Here is a 25,833-nt window from a genome sequence, read left to right as displayed (position 1 = left end):
GCGCGGCCGGGCGTCTTAAAGGGGTCTAGCGGTCGATCAGATGCGTTTGGCTTGCTCTACAGCGTTACCGATGTAGTTGGCCGGGGTGAGCAATTTCAGCTCAGCCTTGGCGGCGGCCGGCATATCCAGGCCGTCGATGAAAGTTTGCAACGCTTCAGGGCTGATGCCCTTGCCGCGGGTCAGTTCTTTCAGCTTTTCATACGGGTTTTCGATGTTGTAGCGACGCATCACGGTCTGGATCGGCTCGGCCAATACTTCCCAGCAAGCGTCCAGGTCAGCGGCAATCTTCTGCGCGTTGAGCTCCAGCTTGCTGATGCCTTTGAGGCTGGCTTCGTACGCGATCACGCTGTGGGCGAAGCCGACACCGAGGTTGCGCAGGACGGTGGAGTCGGTCAGGTCGCGCTGCCAGCGGGAGATCGGCAGCTTGCTTGCCAGGTGCTGGAACAGTGCGTTGGCGATACCCAGGTTGCCTTCGGAGTTTTCGAAGTCGATCGGGTTGACCTTGTGCGGCATGGTCGACGAGCCGATTTCGCCAGCGATGGTGCGCTGTTTGAAATAACCCAGGGAGATGTAGCCCCAGATGTCGCGGTCGAAGTCGATCAGGATGGTGTTGAAGCGTGCGATCGCGTCGAACAGCTCGGCAATGTAGTCGTGCGGTTCGATCTGCGTGGTGTACGGGTTGAAGCCCAGGCCCAGCTCGTCTTCGATGAAGGCGCGGGCGTTTTCTTCCCAGTCGATCTCAGGGTAGGCCGACAGGTGGGCGTTGTAGTTGCCGACAGCGCCGTTGATCTTGCCCAGCAGCGGAACGGCAGCGACTTGAGCGATTTGACGCTCCAGACGGTAAACCACGTTCGCCAGTTCTTTGCCCAGGGTGGTCGGCGAGGCCGGTTGACCGTGGGTGCGCGACAGCATTGGCACGTCGGCGAAGCGGATGGCCAGTTCGCGGATGGCGTTGGCGGTCTGGCGCATCAGCGGCAGCATCACGTCATCACGGCCTTCGCGCAGCATCAGAGCGTGGGACAGGTTGTTGATGTCCTCGCTGGTGCAGGCAAAGTGGATGAACTCGCTGACCTTGGCCAGTTCCGGCAGCTTGGCCGCTTGCTCTTTGAGCAGGTACTCGATGGCTTTGACGTCGTGGTTGGTGGTGCGCTCGATCTCCTTGACACGCTCGGCGTGCTCCAGAGAGAAGTTTTCCGCCAGGGTGTTCAGCACAGCGTTGGCTTCGGCGGAGAACGCCGGCACTTCGCTGATGGCAGGGTGAGCGGCCAGGCGCTGGAGCCAGCGCACTTCAACCAGAACGCGGGCACGGATCAGGCCGTACTCGCTGAAAATTGGGCGCAGGGCCTGGGTTTTGCCGGCGTAGCGGCCGTCAACAGGGGAAACCGCAGTGAGCGAAGAGAGCTGCATGGGGTGTTCTCGGACAGTCGGGCAACGAAATGGGGCGCGTATCATACATGAAAAAATCCGCCGGTCCGTCGCCAACTGACCGGCGTATTACGCGTATTGCTAAGTTCGGTTCCGTCGATGCGGGTTATTCGTTACGCATCAAGGGGTAAAGCTCTTTCAGCAGTTTGCGGCGGCTGATCACCAGCTGCCACCGATGCCCGCCCAATTGCCGCCACAGGCGTGCCGAACGAATGCCGGCGAGCAGCAGGGCGCGAATTTTCGAGGCGTTGCTCGGTTGTTGCAGATTGCGCATGTCGCCGTGCACCTGGATGCGTTGGCGCAGGGTGCTCAGGGTGTCCTGGTACAGCGCGCCGCACGCGGCGATCACGTTTTCGTGGGCCGGGCCGAAGTGTTCGACCTGTGACTGGATCTGCGGCAGGCGTTTGCCGATCACGTCCAGCATGTCGCCGCGCTTGGCCAGCTGACGCTCAAGACCCAGCATGGCCAGCGCATAGCGCAGCGGCTCGCGCTGGAGGGTGCTCGGGTCGCGTTCGAGGGCGCCGATCAATGCGCGATAGCCTTCGCGCAGATTGAGGTCGTCGCCGCCGTAGACTTCCAGTGTGTCCTTGGGGTCGCGGATCAACAGGCTGCCGAGCATGCAGGTCAGGCCGGCTTCACTGGTCTGGCCGGTCTTGGCGATCTTGTCGACCAGCACGGCGGCGAGGAATACGCCGCCCAGCGCCGTCAGTTGCTCCTGAATCGGATTCATAGGGCCTGGCCCTTGCTCGTCCACGGCTCAGCGACTTCGATCACGCCGCCGCCGAGGCAGATTTCGCCGTCGTAGAACACCACGGACTGGCCTGGGGTAACCGCGCGTTGCGGATCATCGAAGGTCGCGCGATAACCGGTGGCGGTCTTTTCCAGGATGCACGGCTGGTCGCTCTGGCGATAACGAACCTTGGCGGTCAGTTTGCGCGGCTGGCTCAGGTCGACCGGGTTGACCCAATAGATGTCCGAAGCGAGCAGGGCGCGGGAGAACAACCATGGATGGTCATTGCCCTGGCCGACGATCAGCTCGTTGTGTTCCAGGTCTTTGATCAGCACGTACCACGGCTCGTCACTGGCGTCTTTCAAGCCGCCAATGCCCAGGCCCTGACGCTGGCCGATGGTGTGGTACATCAAGCCGTGGTGGCGGCCGATGATCTCGCCTTCGGTGGTCTTGATTTCGCCCGGTTGCGCCGGGAGGTACTGCTTGAGGAAGTCGCTGAAGCGGCGCTCGCCGATAAAGCAGATTCCGGTGGAGTCCTTTTTCTTGGCGGTCGCCAGTTCGTATTTCTCGGCAATCGCGCGTACTTGCGGTTTTTCCAGCTCACCGACCGGGAACAGGGTCTTGGCGATCTGTTCACCGCCGACGGCGTGCAGGAAGTAGCTCTGATCCTTGTTCGGGTCCAGGCCTTTGAGCAGTTCGGTGCGGCCGTCGATGTCGCGGCGACGCACGTAGTGGCCGGTGGCGATCAGGTCGGCGCCGAGTACCATGGCGTAGTCGAGGAACGCCTTGAACTTGATCTCGCGGTTGCACAGGATGTCCGGGTTCGGCGTGCGACCGGCCTTGTATTCGGCCAGGAAATGCTCGAACACGTTGTCCCAGTACTCTGCCGCGAAGTTGGCGGTGTGCAGCTTGATGCCAATCTTGTCGCACACGGCTTGTGCATCCGCCAGGTCATCCATGGCGGTGCAGTATTCCGTTCCATCGTCTTCTTCCCAGTTCTTCATGAACAGGCCTTCCACCTCATAACCCTGCTCGATCAGCAGGAGGGCAGAAACGGAGGAGTCCACGCCGCCGGACATGCCGACAATGACGCGCTTCTTTTGTGTGTCAGAAGGGGCTGGATCACGCATAGGAATTTAATGAGTGTCTTGAAAAAGGACGCGATTCTATCAGGCTGGAGCCTGCATGGCTAAAGAGAAGGACGGATCAATTCGAGGCCGAAGTGAATGCCTGCCAGATAGTCGTCGATGCAGTGGATGATCAGCTCGCTGCGCCAGTTGTCGCGCTGCTCGATTAATTCTTCGCGGGTCAACCACTTGGCGCCGACGATGCCGTCGTCCAGTTGATAATCCGGGTGGTGTTTGAGCGGTTTGGCGATAAAGCAGACCCGCTGGTAGGTCACGCCGTTGCTCGGGGCGGTGTAGAGGTAGATGCCCAGAACGCCGGTCGCTTCGACGTCCCAGCCGGTTTCTTCGAGGGTTTCGCGCACGGCGGCCTCGGTGAGGGTTTCGTTCGGGTCCAGGTGACCGGCGGGCTGATTGAGCACCACGCGCCCGTGCTTGAGCTCCTCGACCATCAGGAAACGGCCGTTGTCTTCGACGATCGTGGCGACGGTGATGTGGGGTTTCCAGTCCATGAGATGTCCTCAATTCTGATGTTGAAATACAAACCTGTAGGAGCCGGCTTGCTGGCGATAGCGGCGTATCAGTCAACGAAGATATGAATGATAAACCGCTATCGCCAGCAAGCCGGCTCCTACAAGGGGGGGTAGCGTAGATCCCCACAAACAGAAACCCCGGCACTGGGCCGGGGCTTCTTTACAGCTTTACAACCTTACACCAGCGCAGCAACCGCCGCGTTGAAGGTTGCGCTTGGGCGCATGGCCTTGCTGATCAGCTCGGCGTCGGCGTGGTAGTAACCGCCGATGTCGACTGGCTTGCCCTGAACGGCGTTGAGTTCGGCAACGATGGTCGCCTCGTTCTCGGTCAGGGTTTTGGCCAGGGTCGCGAACTGCGCTTGCAGTGCAGCATCTTCGGTCTGGGCAGCCAGGGCTTGAGCCCAGTACAGCGCCAGGTAGAAGTGGCTGCCGCGGTTGTCGATGTTGCCGACTTTACGCGATGGCGACTTGTTGTTGTCCAGGAACTGGCCGGTGGCCTGATCCAGGGTCTTGGCCAGAACCAGCGCCTTGGGGTTGTTGTAGTTCACGCCCAGGTGCTCAAGGGAAGCGGCCAGGGCCAGGAACTCACCCAGGGAATCCCAGCGCAGGAAGTTTTCTTCCAGCAGCTGCTGCACGTGCTTCGGTGCCGAACCGCCAGCGCCGGTTTCGAACAGGCCACCGCCGTTCATCAGCGGCACGATCGACAGCATCTTGGCGCTGGTGCCCAGTTCCATGATCGGGAACAGGTCGGTCAGGTAGTCGCGCAGAACGTTGCCGGTCACCGAGATGGTGTCCTTGCCGTCGCGGGTGCGTTGCAGGGTGAATTTCATTGCATCGACCGGCGCCATGATCTGGATGTCCAGACCGGCAGTGTCGTGATCCTTCAGGTAAGCCTGAACTTTCTCGATCACTACGCCGTCGTGGGCGCGCATCGGGTCCAGCCAGAAAATCGCTGGAGTAGCGCTTGCGCGAGCACGGTTGACGGCCAGTTTGACCCAGTCCTGGATCGGCGCGTCTTTGGTCTGGCACATGCGGAAGATGTCGCCGGCTTCAACCGACTGTTCCATCAGCAGGTCGCCCTTGCTGTCGGTGACGCGAACAACGCCGTCAGCCTTGATCTGGAAAGTCTTGTCGTGGGAACCGTACTCTTCGGCTTTCTTCGCCATCAGGCCGACGTTCGGCACGCTGCCCATGGTGGTCGGATCGAACGCACCGTTGGCTTTGCAATCTTCGATCACGGCCTGGTAGATGGTGGCGTAGCAGCGATCCGGGATCACGGCCTTGGTGTCGTGCAGCTGGCCGTCGGTACCCCACATCTTGCCGGAGTCACGGATCATGGCTGGCATCGAGGCGTCGACGATGACGTCGCTCGGCACGTGCAGGTTGGTGATGCCTTTGTCGGAGTTGACCATCGCCAGCGATGGGCGAACAGCGTAGACCGCTTGAATGTCAGCTTCGATCTGCGCTTGCTGCTCGGCCGGAAGGGCCTTGATGCGAGCGTACAGGTCGCCGATGCCGTTGTTCAGGTTGAAGCCGATCTGTGCCAGCACGTCAGCGTGCTTGGTCAGTGCGTCTTTATAGAACTCGGCAACGATCTGGCCGAACATGATCGGGTCGGAGACCTTCATCATGGTGGCTTTCAGGTGAACCGACAGCAGCACGCCTTGGGCCTTGGCGTCTTCGATTTCGGCTGCGATGAAGCTGCGCAGGGCGTTTTTGCTCAGTACCGCGCAATCGAGGATCTCACCGGCTTGTACGGTGGTTTTTGCTTTCAGGACGGTGGTGGTGCCGTCTTGAGCGATCAGCTCGATTTTCACAGCGTCAGCGGCTTCGATCAGGGCAGCTTTTTCGCTGCCGTAGAAATCACCGGTGCTCATGTGCGCGATGTGGGACTTGGAGTCATTGGCCCAGGCGCCCATTTTGTGCGGGTGCTTGCGAGCGTAATTCTTCACCGACAGCGGGGCGCGGCGGTCGGAGTTGCCTTCGCGCAGAACCGGGTTCACGGCGCTGCCCTTGATTTTGTCGTAGCGGGCCTTGGCTTCTTTGTCGGCCTCGCTGGTGACGGTCTCAGGGTAGTCCGGCAGTGCGAAGCCCTGGGCTTGCAGCTCTTTGATCGCGGCTTGCAGTTGCGGAACCGAGGCGCTGATGTTCGGCAATTTGATGATGTTGGCTTCAGGCGTAACGGCCAGGGCGCCGAGTTCGGCGAGGTGGTCGGCTACGGCTTTGTCACCCAGTTGCTCGGGGAAGCTGGCCAGGATGCGCCCTGCAAGAGAGATATCGCGGGTTTCAACGGCGATATCAGCCGAGGCGGTGAACGCCTCTACGATAGGCAACAGTGAATAGGTGGCGAGGGCAGGAGCTTCGTCGGTGAAGGTATAGATGATCTTCGAGCGGGTGGGCATATTCGGATTAACTCTCTCTTCTTTGCTAAAGCGTGCGCAGAAACTCGAGGTGCGCCGGGTAAGCGCGTTCGTTCAAAGTCATCCATGAGCCGAATATCGAGGTTTCGTTGCTGTGATGTTGGGTGCATCAGTAGGGCGTCAAGTAGCCGGACTGCGATAACAGACCGGCTCGTCGGGCCGAAACACTCGTCGTAGAGCTGTTCAGTCCGGCGTGACCCTTTAGTCAGCGGCGGCATTATACATAGGTTGCTGGCAATCTGCCGATGGTTCACACGCGACAAATGTCGTCCATTGGTCTAAAGGTCGCAGGGGCGAGTCAGGCGTAGGGTGATTTGTCGTGCTTGGTTTTGGCGCTTTTCCCTTTGCTTTCAGGCTTGTAGCGCGCGAGTTATGCGGCTTTGGTGCAGATGGGCCGAACATAGGGTTTGCGCGCCGATTTAACTGGGTTACGCTCGAACCAGGCCAGATGTTCAATCCAATCAATGGAGTTCAGCATGGGTTACAAGAAGATTCAGGTTCCAGCCGTCGGCGACAAAATCACCGTCAATGCAGACCATTCTCTCAATGTTCCTAATAACCCGATCATTCCCTTCATCGAAGGCGACGGCATTGGTGTCGACATCAGTCCGGTCATGATCAAGGTTGTCGATGCTGCTGTGAAAAAGGCTTACGGCGGCGAGCGCAAGATTTCCTGGATGGAAGTGTACGCCGGGGAAAAAGCGACCCAGGTTTATGATCAGGACACCTGGCTGCCTCAGGAAACCCTGGATGCGGTCAAGGATTACGTAGTTTCCATCAAGGGCCCTCTGACCACGCCGGTTGGTGGTGGTATCCGTTCCCTCAACGTGGCCCTGCGCCAGCAACTCGACCTGTACGTCTGCCTGCGCCCGGTGCGCTGGTTTGAAGGCGTGCCGAGCCCGGTCAAGAAGCCAGGCGATGTCGACATGACGATCTTCCGTGAGAACTCCGAGGACATCTACGCCGGTATCGAGTGGAAGGCCGGTTCGCCGGAAGCGACCAAGGTCATCAAGTTCCTCAAGGAGGAAATGGGTGTCACCAAGATCCGTTTCGACGAAAACTGCGGCATCGGCGTCAAGCCGGTCTCGCTGCAAGGCACCAAGCGTCTGGCGCGCAAGGCTCTGCAATATGTGGTCGACAACGATCGCGATTCGCTGACCATCGTGCACAAAGGCAACATCATGAAGTTCACCGAAGGTGCCTTCAAGGAATGGGCCTACGAAGTGGCGGCTGAAGAGTTCGGCGCGACCCTGCTCGACGGTGGTCCGTGGATGCAGTTCAAGAACCCGAAAACCGGCAAGAACGTCATCGTCAAGGATGCCATCGCCGATGCCATGCTCCAGCAGATCCTGCTGCGCCCGGCTGAATACGACGTCATCGCAACCCTCAACCTGAACGGCGACTATCTCTCCGACGCCCTCGCGGCAGAAGTGGGTGGTATCGGTATTGCGCCAGGTGCCAACCTGTCCGACACCGTGGCCATGTTCGAAGCCACTCACGGCACCGCGCCGAAGTACGCCGGCAAGGACCAGGTCAACCCTGGTTCACTGATCCTGTCTGCGGAAATGATGCTGCGCCACATGGGCTGGACCGAAGCGGCTGACCTGATCATCAAGGGTACCAATGGCGCAATTTCCGCCAGAACTGTGACCTATGACTTCGAACGTCTGATGGAAGGCGCCACGCTGGTGTCCTCTTCCGGCTTCGGTGATGCGCTGATCTCGCACATGTAACAAAGCAACAGTCACACAAAAACCGCCCGACTCAGTTGATTGATTCGGGCGGTTTTTTATGACTGGATGACGGCGTGGTCTTAGGCCGTCACGGTCTGTTGCTCGGCATGCGTCGCGATTGTCGAAGCCTCTACAGGGTTGCCGATGTTGACGGCGTGCAGACCTTTTGGCCCCTGGATGATTTCGAAAGAGACAGCCTGGCCGGCTTTCAGTGTCTTGTAACCATCCATTTGAATGGCCGAGTAGTGGGCAAACAGGTCTTCTGTTTTGTCGTCCTCATTAATGAAACCGTAACCCTTGGCGTTGTTGAACCATTTGACCTTACCGCTGACCTTGACACCTGACATACCCAACTCCCTCTGCAACAGACTCCATCACTGGAGTATCATCCAGTACATCCGCAGTCGAATCAGTAAATAAGATTGACTCCGCGGACCTTTTTTACCCACTGTGGGCTCTATTGGTTGTAACACCGTTTTGCCGATAGTCAAGCAGACCTGGCACTCGGAGTTGAAAACGCTGATAGCCGCCCCCACCACTGTAATCGAACAACTGACGAACCTTTCTTTCCATGCATGCAATCAGCCAGATTCGACTAACATTCAATCAGGATCGCCCTGATTCACACGACGACGATTCCGCAGGCATTGCTGTTCAGGAGGCCAAGCCTGCACTCCAGGCGCCGCCGATGTACAAGGTGGTTTTGTTTAATGATGACTACACACCGATGGATTTCGTCGTCGAAGTGCTCGAGGTGTTTTTTAACCTGAATCGCGAGCTGGCGACCAAGGTCATGCTAGCCGTCCATACAGAAGGACGGGCAGTATGTGGAGTGTTTACCCGCGACATCGCCGAGACCAAGGCCATGCAGGTCAACCAGTACGCCAGGGAAAGCCAGCATCCGCTACTCTGTGAAATCGAGAAGGACGGTTAATCGCCGACCACTTGGGTATGAGGTGAAGCTATGTTAAACCGCGAGCTCGAAGTCACCCTCAATCTTGCCTTCAAGGAGGCCCGTTCGAAGCGTCATGAGTTCATGACCGTCGAACACCTCCTGCTGGCCCTATTGGATAATGAGGCTGCCGCCACCGTTTTGCGTGCGTGCGGTGCAAACCTCGACAAACTCAAGCATGACCTGCAGGAGTTCATCGACTCCACCACGCCATTGATCCCTGTCCATGACGAGGATCGTGAAACCCAGCCAACCCTGGGCTTCCAGCGTGTACTGCAACGTGCTGTGTTTCACGTACAGAGCTCGGGCAAGCGTGAAGTGACTGGCGCCAATGTGCTGGTCGCGATCTTCAGTGAGCAAGAGAGTCAGGCGGTGTTCCTGCTGAAACAGCAGAGCGTTGCGCGCATTGATGTCGTCAATTACATCGCCCATGGCATTTCCAAAGTGCCGGGGCATGGCGATCACTCTGAAGGTGAGCAAGATATGCAGGACGACGAGGGCGGTGAGTCTTCTTCTTCAGGCAATCCTCTGGATGCTTATGCCAGCAACTTGAACGAACTCGCGCGCCAGGGTCGTATCGATCCGCTGGTGGGGCGTGAGCTGGAAGTCGAGCGCGTCGCGCAGATCCTGGCGCGTCGTCGCAAAAACAATCCGCTGCTGGTGGGCGAGGCGGGCGTGGGTAAAACCGCGATTGCCGAAGGCCTGGCCAAGCGCATTGTCGACAATCAAGTGCCGGATTTGCTGGCCAACAGCGTGGTGTATTCCCTCGACCTGGGTGCCTTGCTGGCCGGTACCAAATACCGCGGCGATTTCGAGAAGCGCTTCAAGGCGTTGCTCAATGAGCTGAAAAAACGCCCGCAGGCGATCCTGTTCATCGACGAGATCCACACCATCATCGGTGCGGGTGCCGCGTCCGGTGGCGTCATGGATGCCTCGAACCTGCTCAAGCCGTTGCTGTCGTCTGGCGATATTCGTTGCATCGGTTCGACCACTTTCCAGGAATTCCGCGGGATCTTCGAGAAGGACCGTGCCTTGGCTCGTCGCTTCCAGAAGGTCGATGTGTCGGAGCCATCGGTAGAAGACACCATTGGCATTCTGCGCGGCTTGAAGGGTCGTTTCGAGAGCCATCACAATATCGAATACAGTGATGAAGCCCTGCGCGCGGCTGCCGAACTGGCTTCGCGTTACATCAATGACCGTCACATGCCGGACAAGGCCATTGACGTCATCGACGAGGCGGGTGCCTATCAGCGCCTGCAACCGGTCGAGAAGCGTGTGAAGCGCATCGAAGTGCCTCAAGTTGAGGACATCGTTGCGAAAATCGCGCGAATTCCGCCAAAACACGTCACCAGCTCCGACAAAGAACTGCTGCGTAACCTTGAGCGTGATCTGAAGTTGACCGTGTTTGGCCAGGATGCCGCAATCGATTCCCTGGCGACCGCGATCAAGCTGTCTCGTGCCGGTCTCAAGTCACCTGACAAGCCTGTCGGTTCGTTCCTGTTCGCAGGTCCTACCGGTGTCGGTAAAACCGAAGCGGCGCGTCAGCTGGCGAAGGCATTGGGTGTTGAGCTGGTTCGTTTCGACATGTCCGAGTACATGGAGCGCCACACCGTATCGCGTCTGATCGGTGCGCCTCCAGGCTATGTCGGATTCGATCAGGGCGGTCTGCTGACCGAAGCCATCACCAAGCAGCCTCATTGCGTGCTGCTGCTCGATGAAATCGAGAAGGCGCATCCGGAAGTCTTCAACCTGCTGCTGCAGGTCATGGACCACGGTACGCTGACCGACAACAACGGGCGCAAGGCGGATTTCCGTAACGTAATCGTCATCATGACGACCAACGCCGGTGCCGAGACCGCAGCTCGTGCTTCGATCGGTTTCACCTATCAGGATCACTCTTCCGATGCGATGGAGGTGATCAAGAAGAGCTTCACGCCGGAATTCCGTAACCGTCTGGATACCATTATCCAGTTTGGTCGCCTCAGCCATGAGGTCATCAAAAGCGTGGTGGACAAGTTCCTTACCGAGCTTCAGGCGCAACTGGAAGACAAGCGTGTGCTGCTGGAAGTGACCGATGCCGCTCGCGGCTGGCTGGCGGCGGGTGGTTACGACGCGGCAATGGGGGCTCGACCTATGGCTCGCCTGATCCAGGACAAGATCAAGCGTCCGCTGGCGGAAGAGATTCTCTTTGGCGAACTGGCCGAGCATGGCGGTGTGGTGCACATCGACATCAAGGACGGAGAACTGACGTTCGAGTTCGAGACGACAGCCGAGATGGCCTGACGTTTAGAAGCTAATCAAAAAGGCGCCGAAAGGCGCCTTTTTGTTGTCCGCCGCTCCTACAGGATTGTCGTGTAAACAATCTGCAAACAAAAACGCCCGGCATAAGCCGGGCGTTTTGTATTGACTTGATTAGCGAGCGCGGTAAGTGATGCGCCCTTTGCTCAAGTCATAGGGCGTCAGCTCGACGCGCACTTTGTCGCCGGTAAGAATGCGGATGTAGTTCTTGCGCATCTTGCCGGAAATATGCGCGGTTACGACGTGCCCATTTTCCAACTCCACACGAAACATGGTGTTGGGCAGGGTGTCGACGACAGTGCCTTCCATTTCGAAGCTGTCTTCTTTCGACATGCAGTAAAGCCCTCGGTGTCCAATGAATGGCCCGGTGCAACTGCGCCAGGCAAAAGCGGCGTGCATTGTGCCCGAAAAAGGGGGTTTAAGCCAAGGGGTTTAGGGTTTGCCCTAATTTAGAACCACCCAACGCTGGTTAATCAGCAGTTCAATGGGTCGATATTGCGTCTTGTAGTTCATTTTTTTGCAGTTTTTGATCCAGTAACCCAAATAAACCGCCTCCAGACCCAGCCGCTGGGCCTCGGCGATTTGCCAGAGAATCGCATAGCGCCCGAGGCTGCGGCGTTCTTCCGCGGGCTCGTAGAAGGTATAGACCGCGGACATTCCGTTTGGCAGCAGATCGGTCACGGCAATGGCCAGCAGCCGGCCATCGAGGCGGAACTCATAGAAACGGGAAAACGGCAGGTCGCGCACCAGGAACGTCGAAAACTGATCGCGGCTCGGCGGGTACATGTCGCCATCGGCGTGACGCTGTTCGATATAGCGCTGGTAGAGGCTGAAATACTCTTCGCTGAATCCGGGCTTGGTCGGCCGTACCTGTAAATCGGCATTGCGCTTGAAAATGCGTTTTTGCTGCCGGTTGGGCGTGAATTGCGCCACGGGAATGCGCGCCGGTACGCATGCATTGCAATTCTGGCAATGCGGCCGATAGAGATGATCGCCACTGCGACGAAAACCCATCTCTGACAGATCTGCATAGACATGCACATCCATGGGCTGGCTAGGGTCGAGGAACAAGGTTGTGGCCTGCTCCTCTGGCAGATAACTGCAAGAGTGCGGCTGAGTGGCATAGAACTTCAAACGCGCCAACTCGGTCATGATCAACCCTCGGGATAGTGCTTTGGATTAAGTGTAAGCCACACGCGCAAAAGTCGCTCAGCAAACCCAATTGGCGCTGCTGGGCTGGTCCAGATACTGCGCAAGGTAATTGGCAAACTCGCGGCGTGGAATCGCCCGGGCGCCCAGGCTATGCAGGTGATCGGTAGGCATCTGGCAATCGATCAGTACAAAACCCGAGTCTTTCAGATGCTTGACCAGTGTGGCAAAGCCGAATTTCGAGGCGTTGTCAGCGAGGCTGAACATGGACTCGCCGAAAAACAACCGGCCCATCGCCAGGCCGTACAGGCCGCCGACCAATTCGTCCCCGTCCCAGACTTCCACCGAGTGCGCGTGCCCACGCTTGTGCAGTTCGATGTAGGCGTTCTGCATGGCTTCGGTAATCCAGGTGCCATCGGCGTAATCCCGAGGCGCGGCACAAGCGCGGATGACGGCCGCAAAATCTTCGTCGAAGGTCACTTGATAGCGTTGTTGGCGCAGCAGTTTGTTAAGGCTGCGGGAAACGTGCAATTCGTCGGGAAACAGAACGGTGCGCGGATCCGGCGACCACCAGAGGATCGGCTGGCCTTCGGAAAACCATGGAAAACAGCCGTGGCGATAGGCCGAGATCAGCCGATCGGCAGACAGGTCGCCACCGGCGGCCAGCAGCCCGTTGGGGTCGCGCATGGCTTTTTCCAGCGGTGGGAAGTGCAAGGTATTGCGTTGTAACCAGGTCAGCATGGCATCCGGACTTACAGAAGGGGAGGGCAATGGCGGGTTTTGGCCCGCCATAAAGTTTGCCTTCAAACGGTTGGAATGTCGTCGAGGTATTTTTCGGCGTCCAGCGCCGCCATGCAACCGGCACCGGCCGAAGTGACGGCCTGGCGATAGACATGGTCAGCCACATCACCGGCGGCAAACACGCCGGCGATGGCCGTGGCCGTGGCATCGCCCTCGCTGCCGCCCTTGACCACCAGATAGCCGTCACGCATTTCCAGTTGGCCTGTGAACAGGTCGGTATTGGGTTTGTGCCCGATGGCGATAAACACGCCGGCCAGCGGTAACTCCCGGGTTTCACCGGTATGACTGTCGCGCAGGCGGGCGCCGGTCACACCGCTGGCATCACCCAGTACCTCGTCCAGATTCTGGTTCCAGTGCAGGCGAACATTACCGTTGGCGGCTTTTTCGAAGAGTTTGTCCTGGAGAATTTTCTCCGAGCGCAGTTTGTCGCGTCGGTGAATCAGATGCACTTCTTTGGCAATGTTCGACAGGTACAGCGCTTCTTCGACGGCCGTATTGCCACCGCCCACCACCGCGACCACCTGATTGCGATAAAAGAATCCGTCACAGGTTGCGCAGGCCGAAACGCCTTTGCCGGCAAACGTTTCTTCCGACGGCAAGCCCAGGTATTGAGCCGAAGCGCCGGTGGCAATGATCAATGCGTCACAGGTATACGTGCCGCCATCGCCAATCAGTTCGAACGGGCGTTGTTGCAACTTGGCAGTATGGATGTGGTCGTAAACGATCTCTGTGGCAAAGCGCTCTGCGTGCTTTTGCATGCGCTCCATGAGGACCGGGCCGGTGAGGCCTTCGACATCCCCTGGCCAGTTGTCGACTTCGACGGTGGTGGTGAGCTGGCCACCTGCCTGTATGCCGGTGATGACAACGGGTTTGAGGTTGGCGCGGGCGGCATACACGGCGGCGCTGTAACCGGCGGGGCCGGAGCCTAGAATGATCAGGCGGTGATGCTTCGCTTCACTCATAAAAACACCTCATAAGCCTTTGTCACAAAAGAGAATGCATGCTCAAATTGCTCTGCATGTCATGTGCCGTTGACTATGCTGCACACAAGGGGCTCAGGCATGGCGTCGTGCGCACAAACCCGTACAATGCCTTGCGTGTTACATATATTCAGTGCGCACCGTGTTTATAAAAACCGGAGCGTAGTGTTAAAAGTAGTCCCGGTTACGCGTGTTAACTTTTTTACCCGCCTGGATTGGGCGTTTTTTGGCAGTTTTCATAGTCATTCAACAGATGGACGCGCCGTTGGCGCAGGAAAAGAAGCGTTTTGAAGAAATCCACCGCAGCACCTAAACCAGCCGTCGTTCCGCTCTGGCGCCAGCACTTGCACTACCGACTCAAGGAAGGTGCGCTGATCGCCATCGGTGCCTTGTGCCTGTTCCTGATGATGGCCTTGCTGACCTACGGCAAGGACGATCCGGGTTGGAGCCATAACAGCAAGATCGACGATGTTCAGAATTTCGGTGGGCCGGCAGGCTCCTACAGCGCCGACATCCTGTTCATGGTGCTGGGTTATTTCGCCTACATCTTCCCGTTGCTGCTGGCGATCAAGGCGTATCAGATCTTCCGCCAGCGCCACGAGCCGTGGCAGTGGAGCGGCTGGCTGTTCTCCTGGCGCCTGATCGGCCTGGTGTTCCTGGTGCTGTCGGGCGCGGCCCTGGCCCATATCCATTTCCACGCCGCGACCGGTCTGCCGGCCGGTGCGGGCGGTGCGCTGGGTGAAAGCCTCGGCGACCTGGCCAGGAACGCGTTGAATATCCAGGGCAGCACATTGCTGTTCATTGCACTGTTCCTGTTTGGCCTGACCGTGTTCACTGATCTGTCGTGGTTCAAGGTGATGGACGTCACCGGGAAAATCACCCTCGACCTGTTCGAGCTGTTCCAGAGCGCCGCGAATCGCTGGTGGGCTGCCCGTACCGAACGCAAGCAACTGGTCGCACAATTGCGTGAAGTCGACGATCGCATGGATGAAGTGGTCGCCCCGAGCGTCACCGACAAGCGCGAGCAGGCCAAGGTCAAGGAGCGTTTGATCGAACGTGAGCAGGCCTTGAGCAAGCACATGTCCGAGCGCGAGAAGCAGGTTCCGCCGGTCATCGCGCCAGCCCCGCCAAAGCCCGCAGCGCCGAGCAAACGCGTCGAGAAAGAGAAACAGGCGCCGCTATTTGTAGACAGCGCCGTGGAAGGCACTTTGCCGCCGATCTCGATTCTCGATCCCGCGGAAAAGAAACAACTCAACTATTCGCCTGAATCCCTGGCCGCGGTCGGCCATCTGCTGGAAATCAAGCTCAAGGAATTCGGCGTCGAAGTCACGGTGGATTCGATCCATCCTGGCCCGGTCATTACCCGTTACGAGATCCAGCCTGCTGCCGGAGTCAAGGTCAGTCGTATTTCCAACCTGGCAAAAGACCTGGCCCGTTCCCTGGCCGTCACCAGCGTGCGTGTGGTGGAAGTGATTCCGGGCAAGACCACGGTCGGTATCGAGATTCCCAACGAAGACCGGCAGATCGTGCGTTTTTCAGAAGTTCTGTCGACCCCCGAGTACGACAACTTCAAATCCCCGGTCACCCTGGCGCTGGGTCATGACATCGGCGGCAAACCGGTCATCACCGACCTCGCGAAGATGCCGCACTTGCTGGTGGCCGGTACGACCGGTTCCGGTAAGTCGGTGGGTGTGAACGCGATGATCCTGTCGATCCTGTTCAAGTCTGGCCCGGAAGACGCCAAATTGATCATGATCGACCCGAAAATGCTCGAGCTGTCGATCTACGAAGGCATTCCGCACCTGCTGTGCCCGGTGGTGACCGACATGAAGGACGCCGCCAACGCCTTGCGCTGGAGCGTTGCCGAAATGGAACGCCGCTACAAGCTCATGGCGAAGATGGGTGTACGGAACCTGTCCGGCTTCAACGCCAAGGTCAAGGAAGCCCAGGACGCCGGCGAACCGTTGAGCGATCCGCTGTACAAGCGTGAAAGCATCCACGACGAAGCGCCGTTGCTGCAAAAGCTGCCGACCATCGTGGTGGTGGTCGACGAATTCGCCGACATGATGATGATCGTCGGCAAAAAGGTTGAAGAGCTGATTGCCCGTATCGCCCAGAAGGCGCGGGCAGCCGGTATCCACCTGATCCTCGCGACCCAGCGTCCGTCGGTGGATGTGATCACCGGTCTGATCAAGGCCAACATTCCGACCCGCATGGCGTTCCAGGTGTCGAGCAAGATCGACTCGCGGACCATCATCGACCAGGGCGGCGCCGAACAATTGCTGGGTCACGGTGACATGCTGTACATGCCGCCAGGCACCAGCCTGCCGATTCGTGTCCACGGTGCGTTTGTTTCCGATGATGAGGTTCACCGCGTGGTGGAAGCCTGGAAACTGCGGGGTGCGCCGGAGTACAACGACGACATTCTCAACGGTGTCGAAGAGGCCGGCAGCGGCTTTGAAGGCAGCAGCGGTGGCGGCGACGGCGATGATCCAGAGGCTGACGCGCTGTATGACGAAGCGGTTCAGTTTGTCCTGGAAAGCCGTCGTGCTTCCATCTCCGCGGTTCAGCGCAAGCTGAAGATCGGCTACAACCGCGCAGCGCGCATGATCGAAGCCATGGAAATGGCCGGGGTCGTGACGTCCATGAACACCAACGGTTCGCGTGAAGTCCTGGCCCCTGGCCCGGTGCGCGACTGACCTGATTTTGAAAGGGGCGGCGTCCCTGACGCCGCCCGCACTCCCACGAATGTTATGAGGACTCCCATGCGTCTGATCCGCATGCTGTTGCTGCCGGTACTGGCTTTGACCACGCTCTCGGCCCACGCTGATGACAAGGACGTGGCACGCCTGACCCAACTGCTGGAAAAATCCCAGACCCTGACCGCGCGCTTCTCGCAATTGACCCTTGATGGCACCGGCACCCAGTTGCAGGAAACCGCCGGCGAGATGTCGTTGCAGCGTCCGGGCCTGTTCTACTGGCACACCAAAGCCCCAGCGGAGCAGACCATGGTCTCCGATGGCAAGAAAGTCACCTTGTGGGATCCGGACCTGGAACAGGCCACTATCAAGAACCTCGACCAGCGCCTGACCCAGACCCCAGCCTTGCTGCTGTCCGGTGACGTGTCCAAGATCAGCCAGAGCTTCGATATCAGCGCCAAGGAAGCCGGCGGTGTGATCGACTTCACGCTCAAGCCGAAAACCAAGGACACCCTGTTCGACAGCCTGCGCCTGTCGTTCCGCAACGGTCTGGTCAATGACATGCAACTGATCGACAGCGTTGGTCAGCGCACCAATATCCTGTTCACCGGCGTCAAGGCCAACGAGCCGATTCCCGCGTCCAGATTCAAGTTCGACATCCCGAAGGGTGCGGACGTGATCCAGGAATAATACGCAAAACCCTTGTAGGAGCCGGCTTGCTGGCGATGGCGGTTTGTCATTCAACATTAGCGTCGACTGACCCACCATCGCCAGCAAGCCGGCTCCTACAGGGGGATACGGTGTTCATAGCGAGGTTTTAAAAATACGTGATGGACCTGTTTCGCAGCACCCCCATCGCCCAGCCCCTGGCCGCCCGTTTGCGTGCGGCCAACCTGGACGAGTACGTCGGTCAGGAACACGTGCTCGCTCGCGGCAAGCCTTTGCGCGAAGCGCTGGAGCAGGGTGCCCTGCACTCGATGATTTTCTGGGGGCCGCCCGGTGTGGGTAAAACCACGTTGGCACGATTGCTGGCGGAAGTCTCGGACGCGCACTTCGAAACGGTCTCGGCGGTACTGGCCGGGGTCAAGGAGATCCGTCAGGCGGTGGAAATCGCCAAGCAGCAGGCTGGGCAATATGGCAAGCGCACCATCCTGTTCGTTGATGAAGTGCACCGCTTCAACAAGTCGCAGCAGGACGCGTTCCTGCCTTATGTCGAAGACGGCACACTGATTTTCATCGGCGCAACCACCGAAAACCCCTCGTTCGAACTCAACAACGCTTTGCTGTCCCGGGCTCGCGTCTACGTGCTCAAAAGCCTCGACGAAGCGGCCCTGCGCAAGCTGGTGCACCGCGCATTGACCGAAGAGCGTGGTTTGGGCAAACGCAACCTGACCCTCAGCGATGAAGGCTTCCAGATGCTGCTGTCGGCCGCCGATGGCGATGGCCGGCGTTTGCTCAACTTGCTGGAAAACGCCTCGGACCTCGCCGAAGACAACAGCGAAATGGGTGTGGACCTGCTGCAAAGCCTGCTGGGTGATACCCGTCGGCGTTTCGACAAGGGTGGCGAAGCGTTTTACGACCAGATTTCCGCGCTGCATAAATCGGTACGCGGCTCCAATCCCGACGGCGCGTTGTACTGGTTCGCGCGGATGATCGACGGCGGTTGCGATCCGCTGTACCTGGCCCGCCGCGTGGTGCGCATGGCCAGCGAGGACATCGGCAATGCCGACCCTCGCGCCCTGAGCTTGTGCCTGGCGGCGTGGGAGGTGCAGGAACGTCTCGGCAGTCCCGAGGGCGAATTGGCGGTGGCGCAGGCCATTACGTATCTGGCCTGCGCGCCGAAAAGCAACGCGGTGTACATGGGCTTCAAGACTGCCTTGCGGGCCGCCGCCGAGCACGGTTCGCTGGAAGTGCCGCTGCACCTGCGCAACGCGCCGACCAAACTCATGAAACAACTGGGTTACGGCGATGAATACCGTTACGCCCACGACGAACCTGATGCTTATGCTGCAGGCGAAGACTATTTCCCGGAAGAACTCGACCCGATCCCGTTCTATCAGCCGGTGCCGCGAGGCCTGGAGCTGAAGATCGGCGAGAAGCTCAATCACCTGGCGAAACTCGACCGTTTAAGCCCCCGGCAGCGGAGAAAGTAGTGGTTCCCTTGATCATTGCAGTGTCCATCGGTGGCGTGGCCGGTACGTTGTTGCGCTTTGCCACGGGCAACTGGATCAACGCTAATTGGCCGCGGCACTTCTATACCGCGACGCTCGCCGTTAATATCGTGGGCTGTTTGCTGATCGGCGTTCTATACGGTCTGTTTTTGATACGCCCGGAAGTGCCCTTCGAGGTGCGCGCCGGGCTGATCGTCGGCTTCCTCGGGGGGCTGACGACTTTTTCATCCTTTTCACTGGATACGGTGCGCCTGCTGGAAAGCGGGCAAGTGCCGCTGGCCCTGGGCTATGCTGCCATCAGCGTATTCGGCGGGCTGCTCGCCACCTGGGCCGGCCTGTCCTTGACCAAACTTTAATAACGAGAGACCGACATGCTCGATTCCAAACTGTTACGTAGCAACCTTCAGGACGTAGCGGACCGCCTGGCATCCCGTGGCTTTACCCTGGATGTTGCGCGCATTGAAGCGCTGGAAGAACAGCGCAAGACCGTCCAGACCCGCACCGAAGCACTGCAGGCTGAACGTAATGCGCGCTCCAAATCCATCGGTCAGGCCAAGCAGCGCGGCGAAGACATCGCACCGCTGATGGCAGACGTCGAGCGCATGGCGGGCGAATTGAGTACCGGTAAAGTCGAACTGGACGCGATCCAGACTGAACTGGACTCGATCCTGCTGGGTATTCCCAACCTGCCGCACGAATCCGTGCCGGTTGGCAAAGACGAAGACGGCAACGTCGAAGTGCGCCGCTGGGGTACGCCTGCGGTGTTCGATTTCCCGGTTCAGGACCACGTGGCACTGGGTGAGAAGTTCGGCTGGCTGGACTTCGAAACTGCCGCCAAGCTGTCCGGCGCCCGTTTCGCCTTGCTGCGCGGCCCGATCGCCCGCATGCACCGCGCCCTGGCGCAGTTCATGATCAACCTGCACGTCACCGAGCACGGCTATGAAGAGGCCTACACGCCTTATCTGGTCCAGGCACCGGCGCTGCAAGGCACCGGTCAGTTACCGAAATTCGAAGAAGACCTGTTCAAGATCACGCGCGAAGGCGAAGCCGATCTGTACCTGATCCCGACAGCTGAAGTGTCGTTGACCAACATCGTTGCCGGTGAAATCGTCGACGCCAAGCAACTGCCGATCAAGTTTGTTGCCCACACTCCGTGCTTCCGCAGCGAAGCCGGTGCGTCGGGTCGCGACACCCGCGGCATGATCCGTCAGCATCAGTTCGACAAGGTAGAGATGGTGCAGATCGTCGATCCGTCGACGTCGATGGAAGCGCTGGAAGGCCTGACCGCCAACGCTGAAAAAGTCCTGCAGCTGCTGGAACTGCCGTATCGCACCATCGCGCTGTGCACCGGCGACATGGGCTTCAGCGCGGTCAAGACTTACGACCTGGAAGTGTGGATTCCGAGCCAGGACAAGTACCGCGAAATCTCGTCGTGCTCCAACTGCGGTGACTTCCAGGCCCGCCGCATGCAGGCGCGTTTCCGCAACCCGGAAACCGGCAAGCCTGAGCTGGTGCACACCCTGAACGGTTCCGGCCTGGCGGTCGGTCGTACCCTGGTGGCGGTAGTGGAGAACTATCAGCAGGCCGACGGTTCGATCCGTGTGCCCGAAGTGCTCAAGCCGTACATGGGTGGCCTTGAGGTCATCGGCTAAATGAACTATCTGCCGCTGTTTCACAACCTTCGCGGCAGTCGTGTGTTGGTCGTCGGCGGGGGGGAGATTGCCTTGCGCAAATCCCGCCTGCTGGCCGATGCCGGTGCGCTGCTGCGGGTGGTTGCACCTGAAATCGATCCACAACTGCGTGAACTGGTTGCCGGCAGCGGTGGCGAGTGCCTGTTGCGTGGCTACGCCGAGGATGATCTTGACGGTTGCGGGCTGATCATTGCCGCCACCGACGACGAAGCGCTGAACGCACAAGTCTCTGCCGATGCCCATCGGCGTTGCGTGCCGGTCAACGTGGTGGACGCGCCAGCCCTGTGCAGCGTGATCTTCCCGGCCATCGTCGACCGTTCTCCACTGATCATTGCGGTGTCCAGCGGCGGCGATGCGCCGGTGCTGGCACGCTTGATTCGCGCCAAGATCGAAACCTGGATTCCGTCCACTTACGGCCAACTGGCCGGGCTGGCGGCCGGTTTCCGCCATCAGGTGAAAAAGCTGTTTCCGGATGTGCAGCAGCGCCGGGCGTTCTGGGAAGATGTTTTCCAGGGGCCGATCGCCGACCGACAACTGGCCGGGCAGGGCGGTGAAGCCGAGCGTCTGCTACAAGCAAAAATCGAAGGCGAAGCTCCAGTGGCGACCGGTGAGGTTTATCTGGTCGGTGCCGGCCCCGGTGATCCTGATCTGCTGACGTTCCGTGCCTTGCGCCTGATGCAACAAGCCGACGTGGTGTTGTACGACCGCCTGGTGGCGCCGGCGATTCTGGAGTTGTGCCGCCGTGATGCCGAGCGTGTCTACGTCGGCAAGCGTCGCGCCGATCATGCGGTGCCGCAGGACCAGATCAATCAGCAATTGGTGGATTTGGCCAAGCAAGGCAAGCGTGTGGTGCGGTTGAAGGGCGGTGATCCGTTCATTTTCGGTCGTGGCGGTGAAGAAATCGAAGAGCTGGCGGCCCATGGCATCCCGTTCCAGGTGGTGCCGGGTATCACGGCGGCCAGCGGTTGCGCGGCTTATGCCGGGATTCCGCTGACTCACCGCGACTACGCGCAATCAGTTCGCTTTGTCACCGGTCACTTGAAGGACGGTTCCACCGATTTGCCGTGGGCCGACCTGGTTGCGCCAGCGCAAACCCTGGTGTTCTACATGGGGTTGGTCGGCCTGCCGAGCATCTGTGAGCAGTTGATCAAGCATGGTCGCGCTGCCGATACCCCGGCGGCGTTGATCCAGCAGGGCACCACGGTCAATCAGCGGGTGTTCACCGGTACATTGGCCAACCTGCCGCAACTGGTGGCGGAGCATGAAGTGCATGCGCCGACCTTGGTGATCGTGGGCGAAGTGGTGCAACTGCGCGAGAAACTGGCGTGGTTTGAAGGGGCTCAGGGGCAGGTCTGAAACCGGGTGCCCCAATCGCTGGCAAGCCAATTCCCACAGATTTTGTGTTGAAGCTGCAATTTTCAACATCACATAGATCACTGTGGGAGCTGGCTTGCCAGCGATGGGGCCCTCAAAAGCCGCACAAGCTTCAAGACCTGCGCCAAACCCCTTTCCCGCTCAACCTCTCCCGATCATGGGCGGCGGTGAAATCCTGGGCCGGGCCTTTCGGTACCACACCTGTCGGGTTGATGGTGCGGTGGCTGGCGTAGTAGTGGTTCTTGATGTGGGTGAAATCCACCGTCTCGGCAATCCCTGGCCACTGGTAAATCTCCCGCAGCCAGTTCGACAGGTTCGGATAATCGGCAATCCGCCGCAGGTTGCACTTGAAGTGCCCGTAATACACCGCATCAAAACGAATCAGCGTGGTGAACAGGCGAATGTCCGCTTCGGTCAGGTACTCGCCCGCCAGATATCGGTTGGCGCTCAGTATCTGCTCCAAATGATCCAGCTCGGCAAACACGTCATCGAAGGCTTCTTCATATGCCTGTTGCGACGTGGCAAACCCGGCGCGGTACACGCCGTTGTTCACGGCCGGGTAAATCCGCTCGTTCAGCGCATCGATTTCACTGCGCAGCGGTGCCGGGTAGAAGTCCAGGTCATTGCCGGTAAGGTCATCGAAGGCGCTGTTGAACATGCGGATGATTTCCGATGATTCATTGTTGACGATGCGCTTCAGTTTTTTGTCCCACAGCACCGGCACGGTCACGCGGCCGGTGTAGTCGGCGGTATCGGCGGTGTAGCGCTGGTGCATGAAGTCGAAGTGATCGAGTTTGTCGCCGGTCGAGCCCAGCGTCTGGTCGAAGGTCCAGCCGTTTTCCAGCATCAGCCAACTGACGACCGAGACATCGATCAGGCTTTCGAGGCCCTTGAGTTTGCGCAGGATCAGTGTGCGATGCGCCCACGGACAAGCGAGGGAAACATAGAGGTGGTAGCGACCTGGCTCGGCCGCAAAGCCACCGACGCCGCTCGGGCCGGGTTGGCCGTCAGGGGTGAGCCAATGGCGGCGTTGCGCCTGTTCGCGCTGAAACGCGCCGTCCTTGCTGCTTTCGTACCACTTGTCCTGCCAGCGGCCATCGACTAACAAACCCATGTTCAAGACTCCCGAAACCAATAATCGTTGGAGTCGAGTCTATGCCCATGGGTCCGAACAAAAAGCGCAAAGATCGGGCGTAAATGATCGGTTAAATCGATTTGTCCCGTGCGGCCCAATATTGCTCGACGGTTTCGAAGGCCTGTTTACGGGTCTGACCGAGGCCGCGCAAGGCCAGGGCCATGGTCGAAATCAGGGCCATTTGCGGGTAGCTGTCGACCACATCGCCACGCCACACCGCTTTCAAATGCTCAGGATCGAGCGCAGCGGGTTTGACGTGACGCTGCGCGGACATCTGCGGCCATTCCTCGTCCCAGCTTTCGCCACCCGTGGTGCCGTAGAGATGGCTGTCGGCATCCGGGTTGATCTCGATCTCGCCGCCATCGCCTTTGACGACGATGGCCGTGTCGCCCAGCAGGCCACTGGCATCGCGATGCACCGCCTGATAACCCGGGTGGAAAATGCTCTGCAGGCCACAGCGCGCGCCCAGCGGATTGAGAATCCGCGCCAGCGAGTGAATCGGCGAACGCAGGCCCAGGGTGTTGCGCAGGTCGATCATCCGTTGCAGCTGTGGCGCCCAGTCCATCAGCGGCATGAAGGCCAGGCCGCCGTTATCCAGCGCCTCGCCAACCTGCTGCCAGTTGCGGCACAGCGGGATGTTCAACTCGCCCAACAATTGCTCGCTGTACAGCCGACCGGCCGTGTGCGCGCCGCCGCCGTGCATGAAGATTCGCACACCGTTCTGCGCCAGGCACTTGGCTGCCAGCAGATACCACGGCAGATGGCGCTTCTTGCCGGCATAGGTCGGCCAGTCCAGGTCCACCGCCAGCTTTGGTGCGTCAAGACGTTCACGCAACGCTTCGGTGAAACCGGCCATTTCCTCGGCGCTTTCTTCCTTGTGCCGCAGCAACATCAGGAATGCGCCGAGCTGGGTTTCCTCGACCTTTTCATCGAGGACCATGCCCATCGCCTCGCGAGCCTCGATTCGGGTCAGGTCGCGGGCACCGCGTTTACCCTTGCCGAGAATGCGCACGAACTGGGCGAACGGGTGTTCGGCAGGTGTTTCGAGGGTCAGCGCTGGGTAGTCGGTCATAAGCAATTCGTCGGTTTGGGCAGGCCCGCCAGTTTCGCGGCGAGTTTGGCGGGGGTGCCTTTGAACAGTCGGTTCAGGTGCAGGCTGTTGCCTTTTTCCGGGCCGAGCTTCAATGCGGTGTATTTGATCAGCGGGCGAGTGGCCGGCGACAACTGGAATTCGGCGTAGAAACTGCGCAGCAGTTCGAGGATTTCCCAGTGTTCCGCGGTCAGCGCGATGTCTTCGGCGGCGGCCAGGGCACTGGCCACGTCGGCCGACCAGTCGTTGAGCTCGACCAGAAAACCGTCCTTGTCCAGCTCGATGGCGCGGGCGCCGACGGTCAATGCATTCATAGCCAACTGTTGACCTTGTCGTGGTGAATCGACAGCTCGACGAAGGCCGGGTAGTCGATGGCTTCAACCCAATCCGCAACGCTGATGGCGCGGGCCTGGGCATCTTCGGCGAGGACGTAGAGTTTCAAACCGCGCGTTTGCAGTGCAGCGAAAGGTGCAGTGCCCGGCTGCAAGGCATAAGCCGCGTCGCCGGACAGCAGCAACGCGTCGTCAGCGCCGATCACGCGCAGGCAACTGGTCAGGCGATCGTCGCCGAACGGGGAATGAGACAACACATGCAGAGTCGACATCAGAGGGTGATCACTTGGTCGTAACGGTCAATAAGGGCGGTGATTTCGTGGGCGGCCAACACTTGGGCTTCTTCCAGTGACAGGCCGTTCGGCTCCAGACCGCGTTGGGACACACTGTCGGCGCAGGCAAACAGTTCTTCCACACCGAACATCGGCAGCGCTTGCAGGTTGGCGCTCAGGTCTTTCTGTTGCAGGGCCTTGGCGTTCTGGTTCGCGGCGAGCTGGAACACGCCATCGTCGAGAAACAACAGGCCAATCGGCAAATCGAAAGCGCCGCCGGCCAGCACGATGTCCAGCGCTTCCCTCGCACCCGGTCCGGACCAAGGCGCCTGACGGCTGATGACTAGCAAGGATTTGGCCATGTTATGCGCCTCCAAAACAGATCAGACGGTCGGCGTCTTGCACCGCGTCGTGTAACTGACCGAGGCCGGACAGTTCCCATGGCGCGCTGACGGCAACCGCTTCGCGCTGATAGCGTTTCGCTTCTTCCTCGTTCAACACCCCACGGCGCAGGGCGGCGGCGATGCAGACTACGCCATCGAGTTGATGGTCGCTGACAAAGGCGCGCCACTGCTTGGGCACGTCCAGCTCGTCCTGAGGCGTGACCACACTGCCGGACGCGTTGTTGACGCCATCCTGATAGAAAAACAACCGGACAATTTCATGCCCACCGGCCAGTGCCGCCTGGGCAAACAGCAGGGCGCGGCGCGAGGAGGGCGCGTGGGCGGCGGAAAACACGGCGATGGCGAACTTCATGGCGGACTCGATCAGCAAAACTGCGGCCATGATAATGCTTTCTGGGCGGGGCGGCTAAATCGATGTTGCTTGTGCGGGCCTCATCGCGGGCAAGCCCACACAGGGTTATTAGGTGTACTCGACATTGGCGTACAACCAAGATACCTGTGGGAGCTGGCTTGCCAGCGA

The 25,833-nt window shown here is 59.4% G+C and carries 25 protein-coding genes; 9 read left to right on the top strand and 16 right to left on the bottom strand.

The window, feature by feature from the left end:
* Positions 1-36: 36 nt before the first annotated feature.
* From purB to CKW15_RS03540, 5 genes are all read right to left on the bottom strand, one after another.
* The gene (gene purB / locus CKW15_RS03560) at positions 37-1,407 is read right to left on the bottom strand and encodes an adenylosuccinate lyase (RefSeq protein WP_095059539.1); all 1,371 of its coding nucleotides are present in this window, start codon (positions 1,405-1,407) and stop codon (positions 37-39) included.
* 124 nt (positions 1,408-1,531) lie between these two features.
* The gene (gene hflD / locus CKW15_RS03555; RefSeq protein WP_095059538.1) at positions 1,532-2,155 is read right to left on the bottom strand and encodes a high frequency lysogenization protein HflD; all 624 of its coding nucleotides are present in this window, start codon (positions 2,153-2,155) and stop codon (positions 1,532-1,534) included.
* A complete protein-coding gene (mnmA, locus tag CKW15_RS03550; RefSeq protein WP_095059537.1) occupies positions 2,152-3,285 on the bottom strand; it encodes a tRNA 2-thiouridine(34) synthase MnmA in 1,134 nt (377 codons plus the stop codon). The genes hflD and mnmA overlap by 4 nt, the downstream gene beginning before the upstream one ends.
* A 59-nt stretch (positions 3,286-3,344) precedes the next feature.
* Positions 3,345-3,791: an NUDIX hydrolase gene (locus CKW15_RS03545; RefSeq protein ID WP_095059536.1), complete on the bottom strand. Its 447-nt coding sequence runs from the start codon at positions 3,789-3,791 to the stop codon at positions 3,345-3,347.
* A 197-nt stretch (positions 3,792-3,988) separates the two neighbouring features.
* Positions 3,989-6,214 (bottom strand): NADP-dependent isocitrate dehydrogenase, encoded by a 2,226-nt coding sequence (locus tag CKW15_RS03540; protein ID WP_095059535.1) that lies wholly within the window; start codon positions 6,212-6,214, stop codon positions 3,989-3,991.
* Between the two features lie 494 nt (positions 6,215-6,708).
* On the opposite strand from CKW15_RS03540, the gene icd reads away from it, so the two are divergent.
* The gene (icd, locus tag CKW15_RS03535; protein WP_095059534.1) at positions 6,709-7,965 is read left to right on the top strand and encodes an NADP-dependent isocitrate dehydrogenase; all 1,257 of its coding nucleotides are present in this window, start codon (positions 6,709-6,711) and stop codon (positions 7,963-7,965) included.
* 80 nt (positions 7,966-8,045) lie between these two features.
* Here the strand turns inward: icd and cspD are convergent, their stop codons facing one another.
* Positions 8,046-8,312, bottom strand: a complete 267-nt coding sequence (gene cspD, locus CKW15_RS03530; RefSeq protein ID WP_095059533.1) for a cold shock domain-containing protein CspD — start codon at positions 8,310-8,312, stop codon at positions 8,046-8,048.
* A 224-nt stretch (positions 8,313-8,536) separates the two neighbouring features.
* Between cspD and clpS the strand changes: the two genes are divergently transcribed.
* The gene (gene clpS / locus CKW15_RS03525) at positions 8,537-8,899 is read left to right on the top strand and encodes an ATP-dependent Clp protease adapter ClpS (RefSeq protein ID WP_046032480.1); all 363 of its coding nucleotides are present in this window, start codon (positions 8,537-8,539) and stop codon (positions 8,897-8,899) included.
* A gap of 30 nt (positions 8,900-8,929) precedes the next feature.
* On the top strand, positions 8,930-11,200 hold the full coding sequence (clpA, locus tag CKW15_RS03520; protein WP_095151611.1) for an ATP-dependent Clp protease ATP-binding subunit ClpA: 2,271 nt from the start codon (positions 8,930-8,932) through the stop codon (positions 11,198-11,200).
* A gap of 129 nt (positions 11,201-11,329) precedes the next feature.
* Here the strand turns inward: clpA and infA are convergent, their stop codons facing one another.
* The 4 genes from infA to trxB all read right to left on the bottom strand — a co-directional run bounded on the left by infA (position 11,330) and on the right by trxB (position 14,127).
* On the bottom strand, positions 11,330-11,548 hold the full coding sequence (gene infA, locus CKW15_RS03515; protein WP_002553999.1) for a translation initiation factor IF-1: 219 nt from the start codon (positions 11,546-11,548) through the stop codon (positions 11,330-11,332).
* A 111-nt stretch (positions 11,549-11,659) separates the two neighbouring features.
* On the bottom strand, positions 11,660-12,367 hold the full coding sequence (locus tag CKW15_RS03510; RefSeq protein ID WP_095151610.1) for an arginyltransferase: 708 nt from the start codon (positions 12,365-12,367) through the stop codon (positions 11,660-11,662).
* Between the two features lie 57 nt (positions 12,368-12,424).
* Positions 12,425-13,105, bottom strand: a complete 681-nt coding sequence (gene aat / locus CKW15_RS03505; protein WP_095059531.1) for a leucyl/phenylalanyl-tRNA--protein transferase — start codon at positions 13,103-13,105, stop codon at positions 12,425-12,427.
* 62 nt (positions 13,106-13,167) lie between these two features.
* A complete protein-coding gene (trxB, locus tag CKW15_RS03500; protein WP_095059530.1) occupies positions 13,168-14,127 on the bottom strand; it encodes a thioredoxin-disulfide reductase in 960 nt (319 codons plus the stop codon).
* Between the two features lie 305 nt (positions 14,128-14,432).
* Here trxB and CKW15_RS03495 point away from each other — a divergent pair, with 305 nt between their 5' ends.
* From CKW15_RS03495 to cysG, 6 genes are all read left to right on the top strand, one after another.
* Positions 14,433-16,844 (top strand): DNA translocase FtsK, encoded by a 2,412-nt coding sequence (locus CKW15_RS03495; RefSeq protein WP_095059529.1) that lies wholly within the window; start codon positions 14,433-14,435, stop codon positions 16,842-16,844.
* 66 nt (positions 16,845-16,910) lie between these two features.
* Positions 16,911-17,534, top strand: coding sequence for an outer membrane lipoprotein chaperone LolA (lolA, locus tag CKW15_RS03490; protein WP_095059528.1), 624 nt, complete (start codon positions 16,911-16,913; stop codon positions 17,532-17,534).
* 140 nt (positions 17,535-17,674) lie between these two features.
* Positions 17,675-18,997, top strand: a complete 1,323-nt coding sequence (locus CKW15_RS03485) for a replication-associated recombination protein A (protein WP_095059527.1) — start codon at positions 17,675-17,677, stop codon at positions 18,995-18,997.
* On the top strand, positions 18,997-19,371 hold the full coding sequence (gene crcB / locus CKW15_RS03480) for a fluoride efflux transporter CrcB (protein ID WP_095059526.1): 375 nt from the start codon (positions 18,997-18,999) through the stop codon (positions 19,369-19,371). Before CKW15_RS03485 ends, crcB begins: the two co-directional genes overlap by 1 nt.
* 15 nt (positions 19,372-19,386) lie before the next feature.
* Positions 19,387-20,667: a serine--tRNA ligase gene (serS, locus tag CKW15_RS03475; RefSeq protein WP_095151609.1), complete on the top strand. Its 1,281-nt coding sequence runs from the start codon at positions 19,387-19,389 to the stop codon at positions 20,665-20,667.
* A complete protein-coding gene (gene cysG / locus CKW15_RS03470; RefSeq protein ID WP_095151608.1) occupies positions 20,668-22,062 on the top strand; it encodes a siroheme synthase CysG in 1,395 nt (464 codons plus the stop codon).
* Between the two features lie 130 nt (positions 22,063-22,192).
* Here cysG and CKW15_RS03465 read toward each other — a convergent pair whose 3' ends face one another.
* The 6 genes from CKW15_RS03465 to tusD all read right to left on the bottom strand — a co-directional run bounded on the left by CKW15_RS03465 (position 22,193) and on the right by tusD (position 25,665).
* Positions 22,193-23,194, bottom strand: a complete 1,002-nt coding sequence (locus tag CKW15_RS03465; protein WP_095151607.1) for a glutathione S-transferase family protein — start codon at positions 23,192-23,194, stop codon at positions 22,193-22,195.
* Positions 23,195-23,285: 91 nt separating this feature from the next.
* Positions 23,286-24,287, bottom strand: coding sequence for a glycosyl transferase family protein (locus CKW15_RS03460; protein ID WP_095151606.1), 1,002 nt, complete (start codon positions 24,285-24,287; stop codon positions 23,286-23,288).
* Positions 24,284-24,619, bottom strand: coding sequence for a TusE/DsrC/DsvC family sulfur relay protein (locus CKW15_RS03455; protein WP_095059521.1), 336 nt, complete (start codon positions 24,617-24,619; stop codon positions 24,284-24,286). Before CKW15_RS03455 ends, CKW15_RS03460 begins: the two co-directional genes overlap by 4 nt.
* Positions 24,616-24,909 carry a sulfurtransferase complex subunit TusB gene (gene tusB / locus CKW15_RS03450; protein ID WP_095151605.1) on the bottom strand — a complete coding sequence of 98 codons (294 nt, stop codon included), beginning with the start codon at positions 24,907-24,909 and terminating at the stop codon, positions 24,616-24,618. Before tusB ends, CKW15_RS03455 begins: the two co-directional genes overlap by 4 nt.
* Positions 24,909-25,271: a sulfurtransferase complex subunit TusC gene (tusC, locus tag CKW15_RS03445; protein WP_095059519.1), complete on the bottom strand. Its 363-nt coding sequence runs from the start codon at positions 25,269-25,271 to the stop codon at positions 24,909-24,911. The genes tusB and tusC overlap by 1 nt, the downstream gene beginning before the upstream one ends.
* 1 nt (position 25,272) lies before the next feature.
* Positions 25,273-25,665: a sulfurtransferase complex subunit TusD gene (tusD, locus tag CKW15_RS03440; RefSeq protein WP_095151660.1), complete on the bottom strand. Its 393-nt coding sequence runs from the start codon at positions 25,663-25,665 to the stop codon at positions 25,273-25,275.
* Between the last annotated feature and the right edge of the window lie 168 nt (positions 25,666-25,833).

It is taken from the genome of Pseudomonas sp. Irchel s3b5 (assembly GCF_900187435.1).
Taxonomy (GTDB): Bacteria; Pseudomonadota; Gammaproteobacteria; order Pseudomonadales; family Pseudomonadaceae; genus Aquipseudomonas.
Note: the sequence above shows the minus strand (reverse complement) of the source record. Positions and strands in the feature narration are given on the sequence as shown.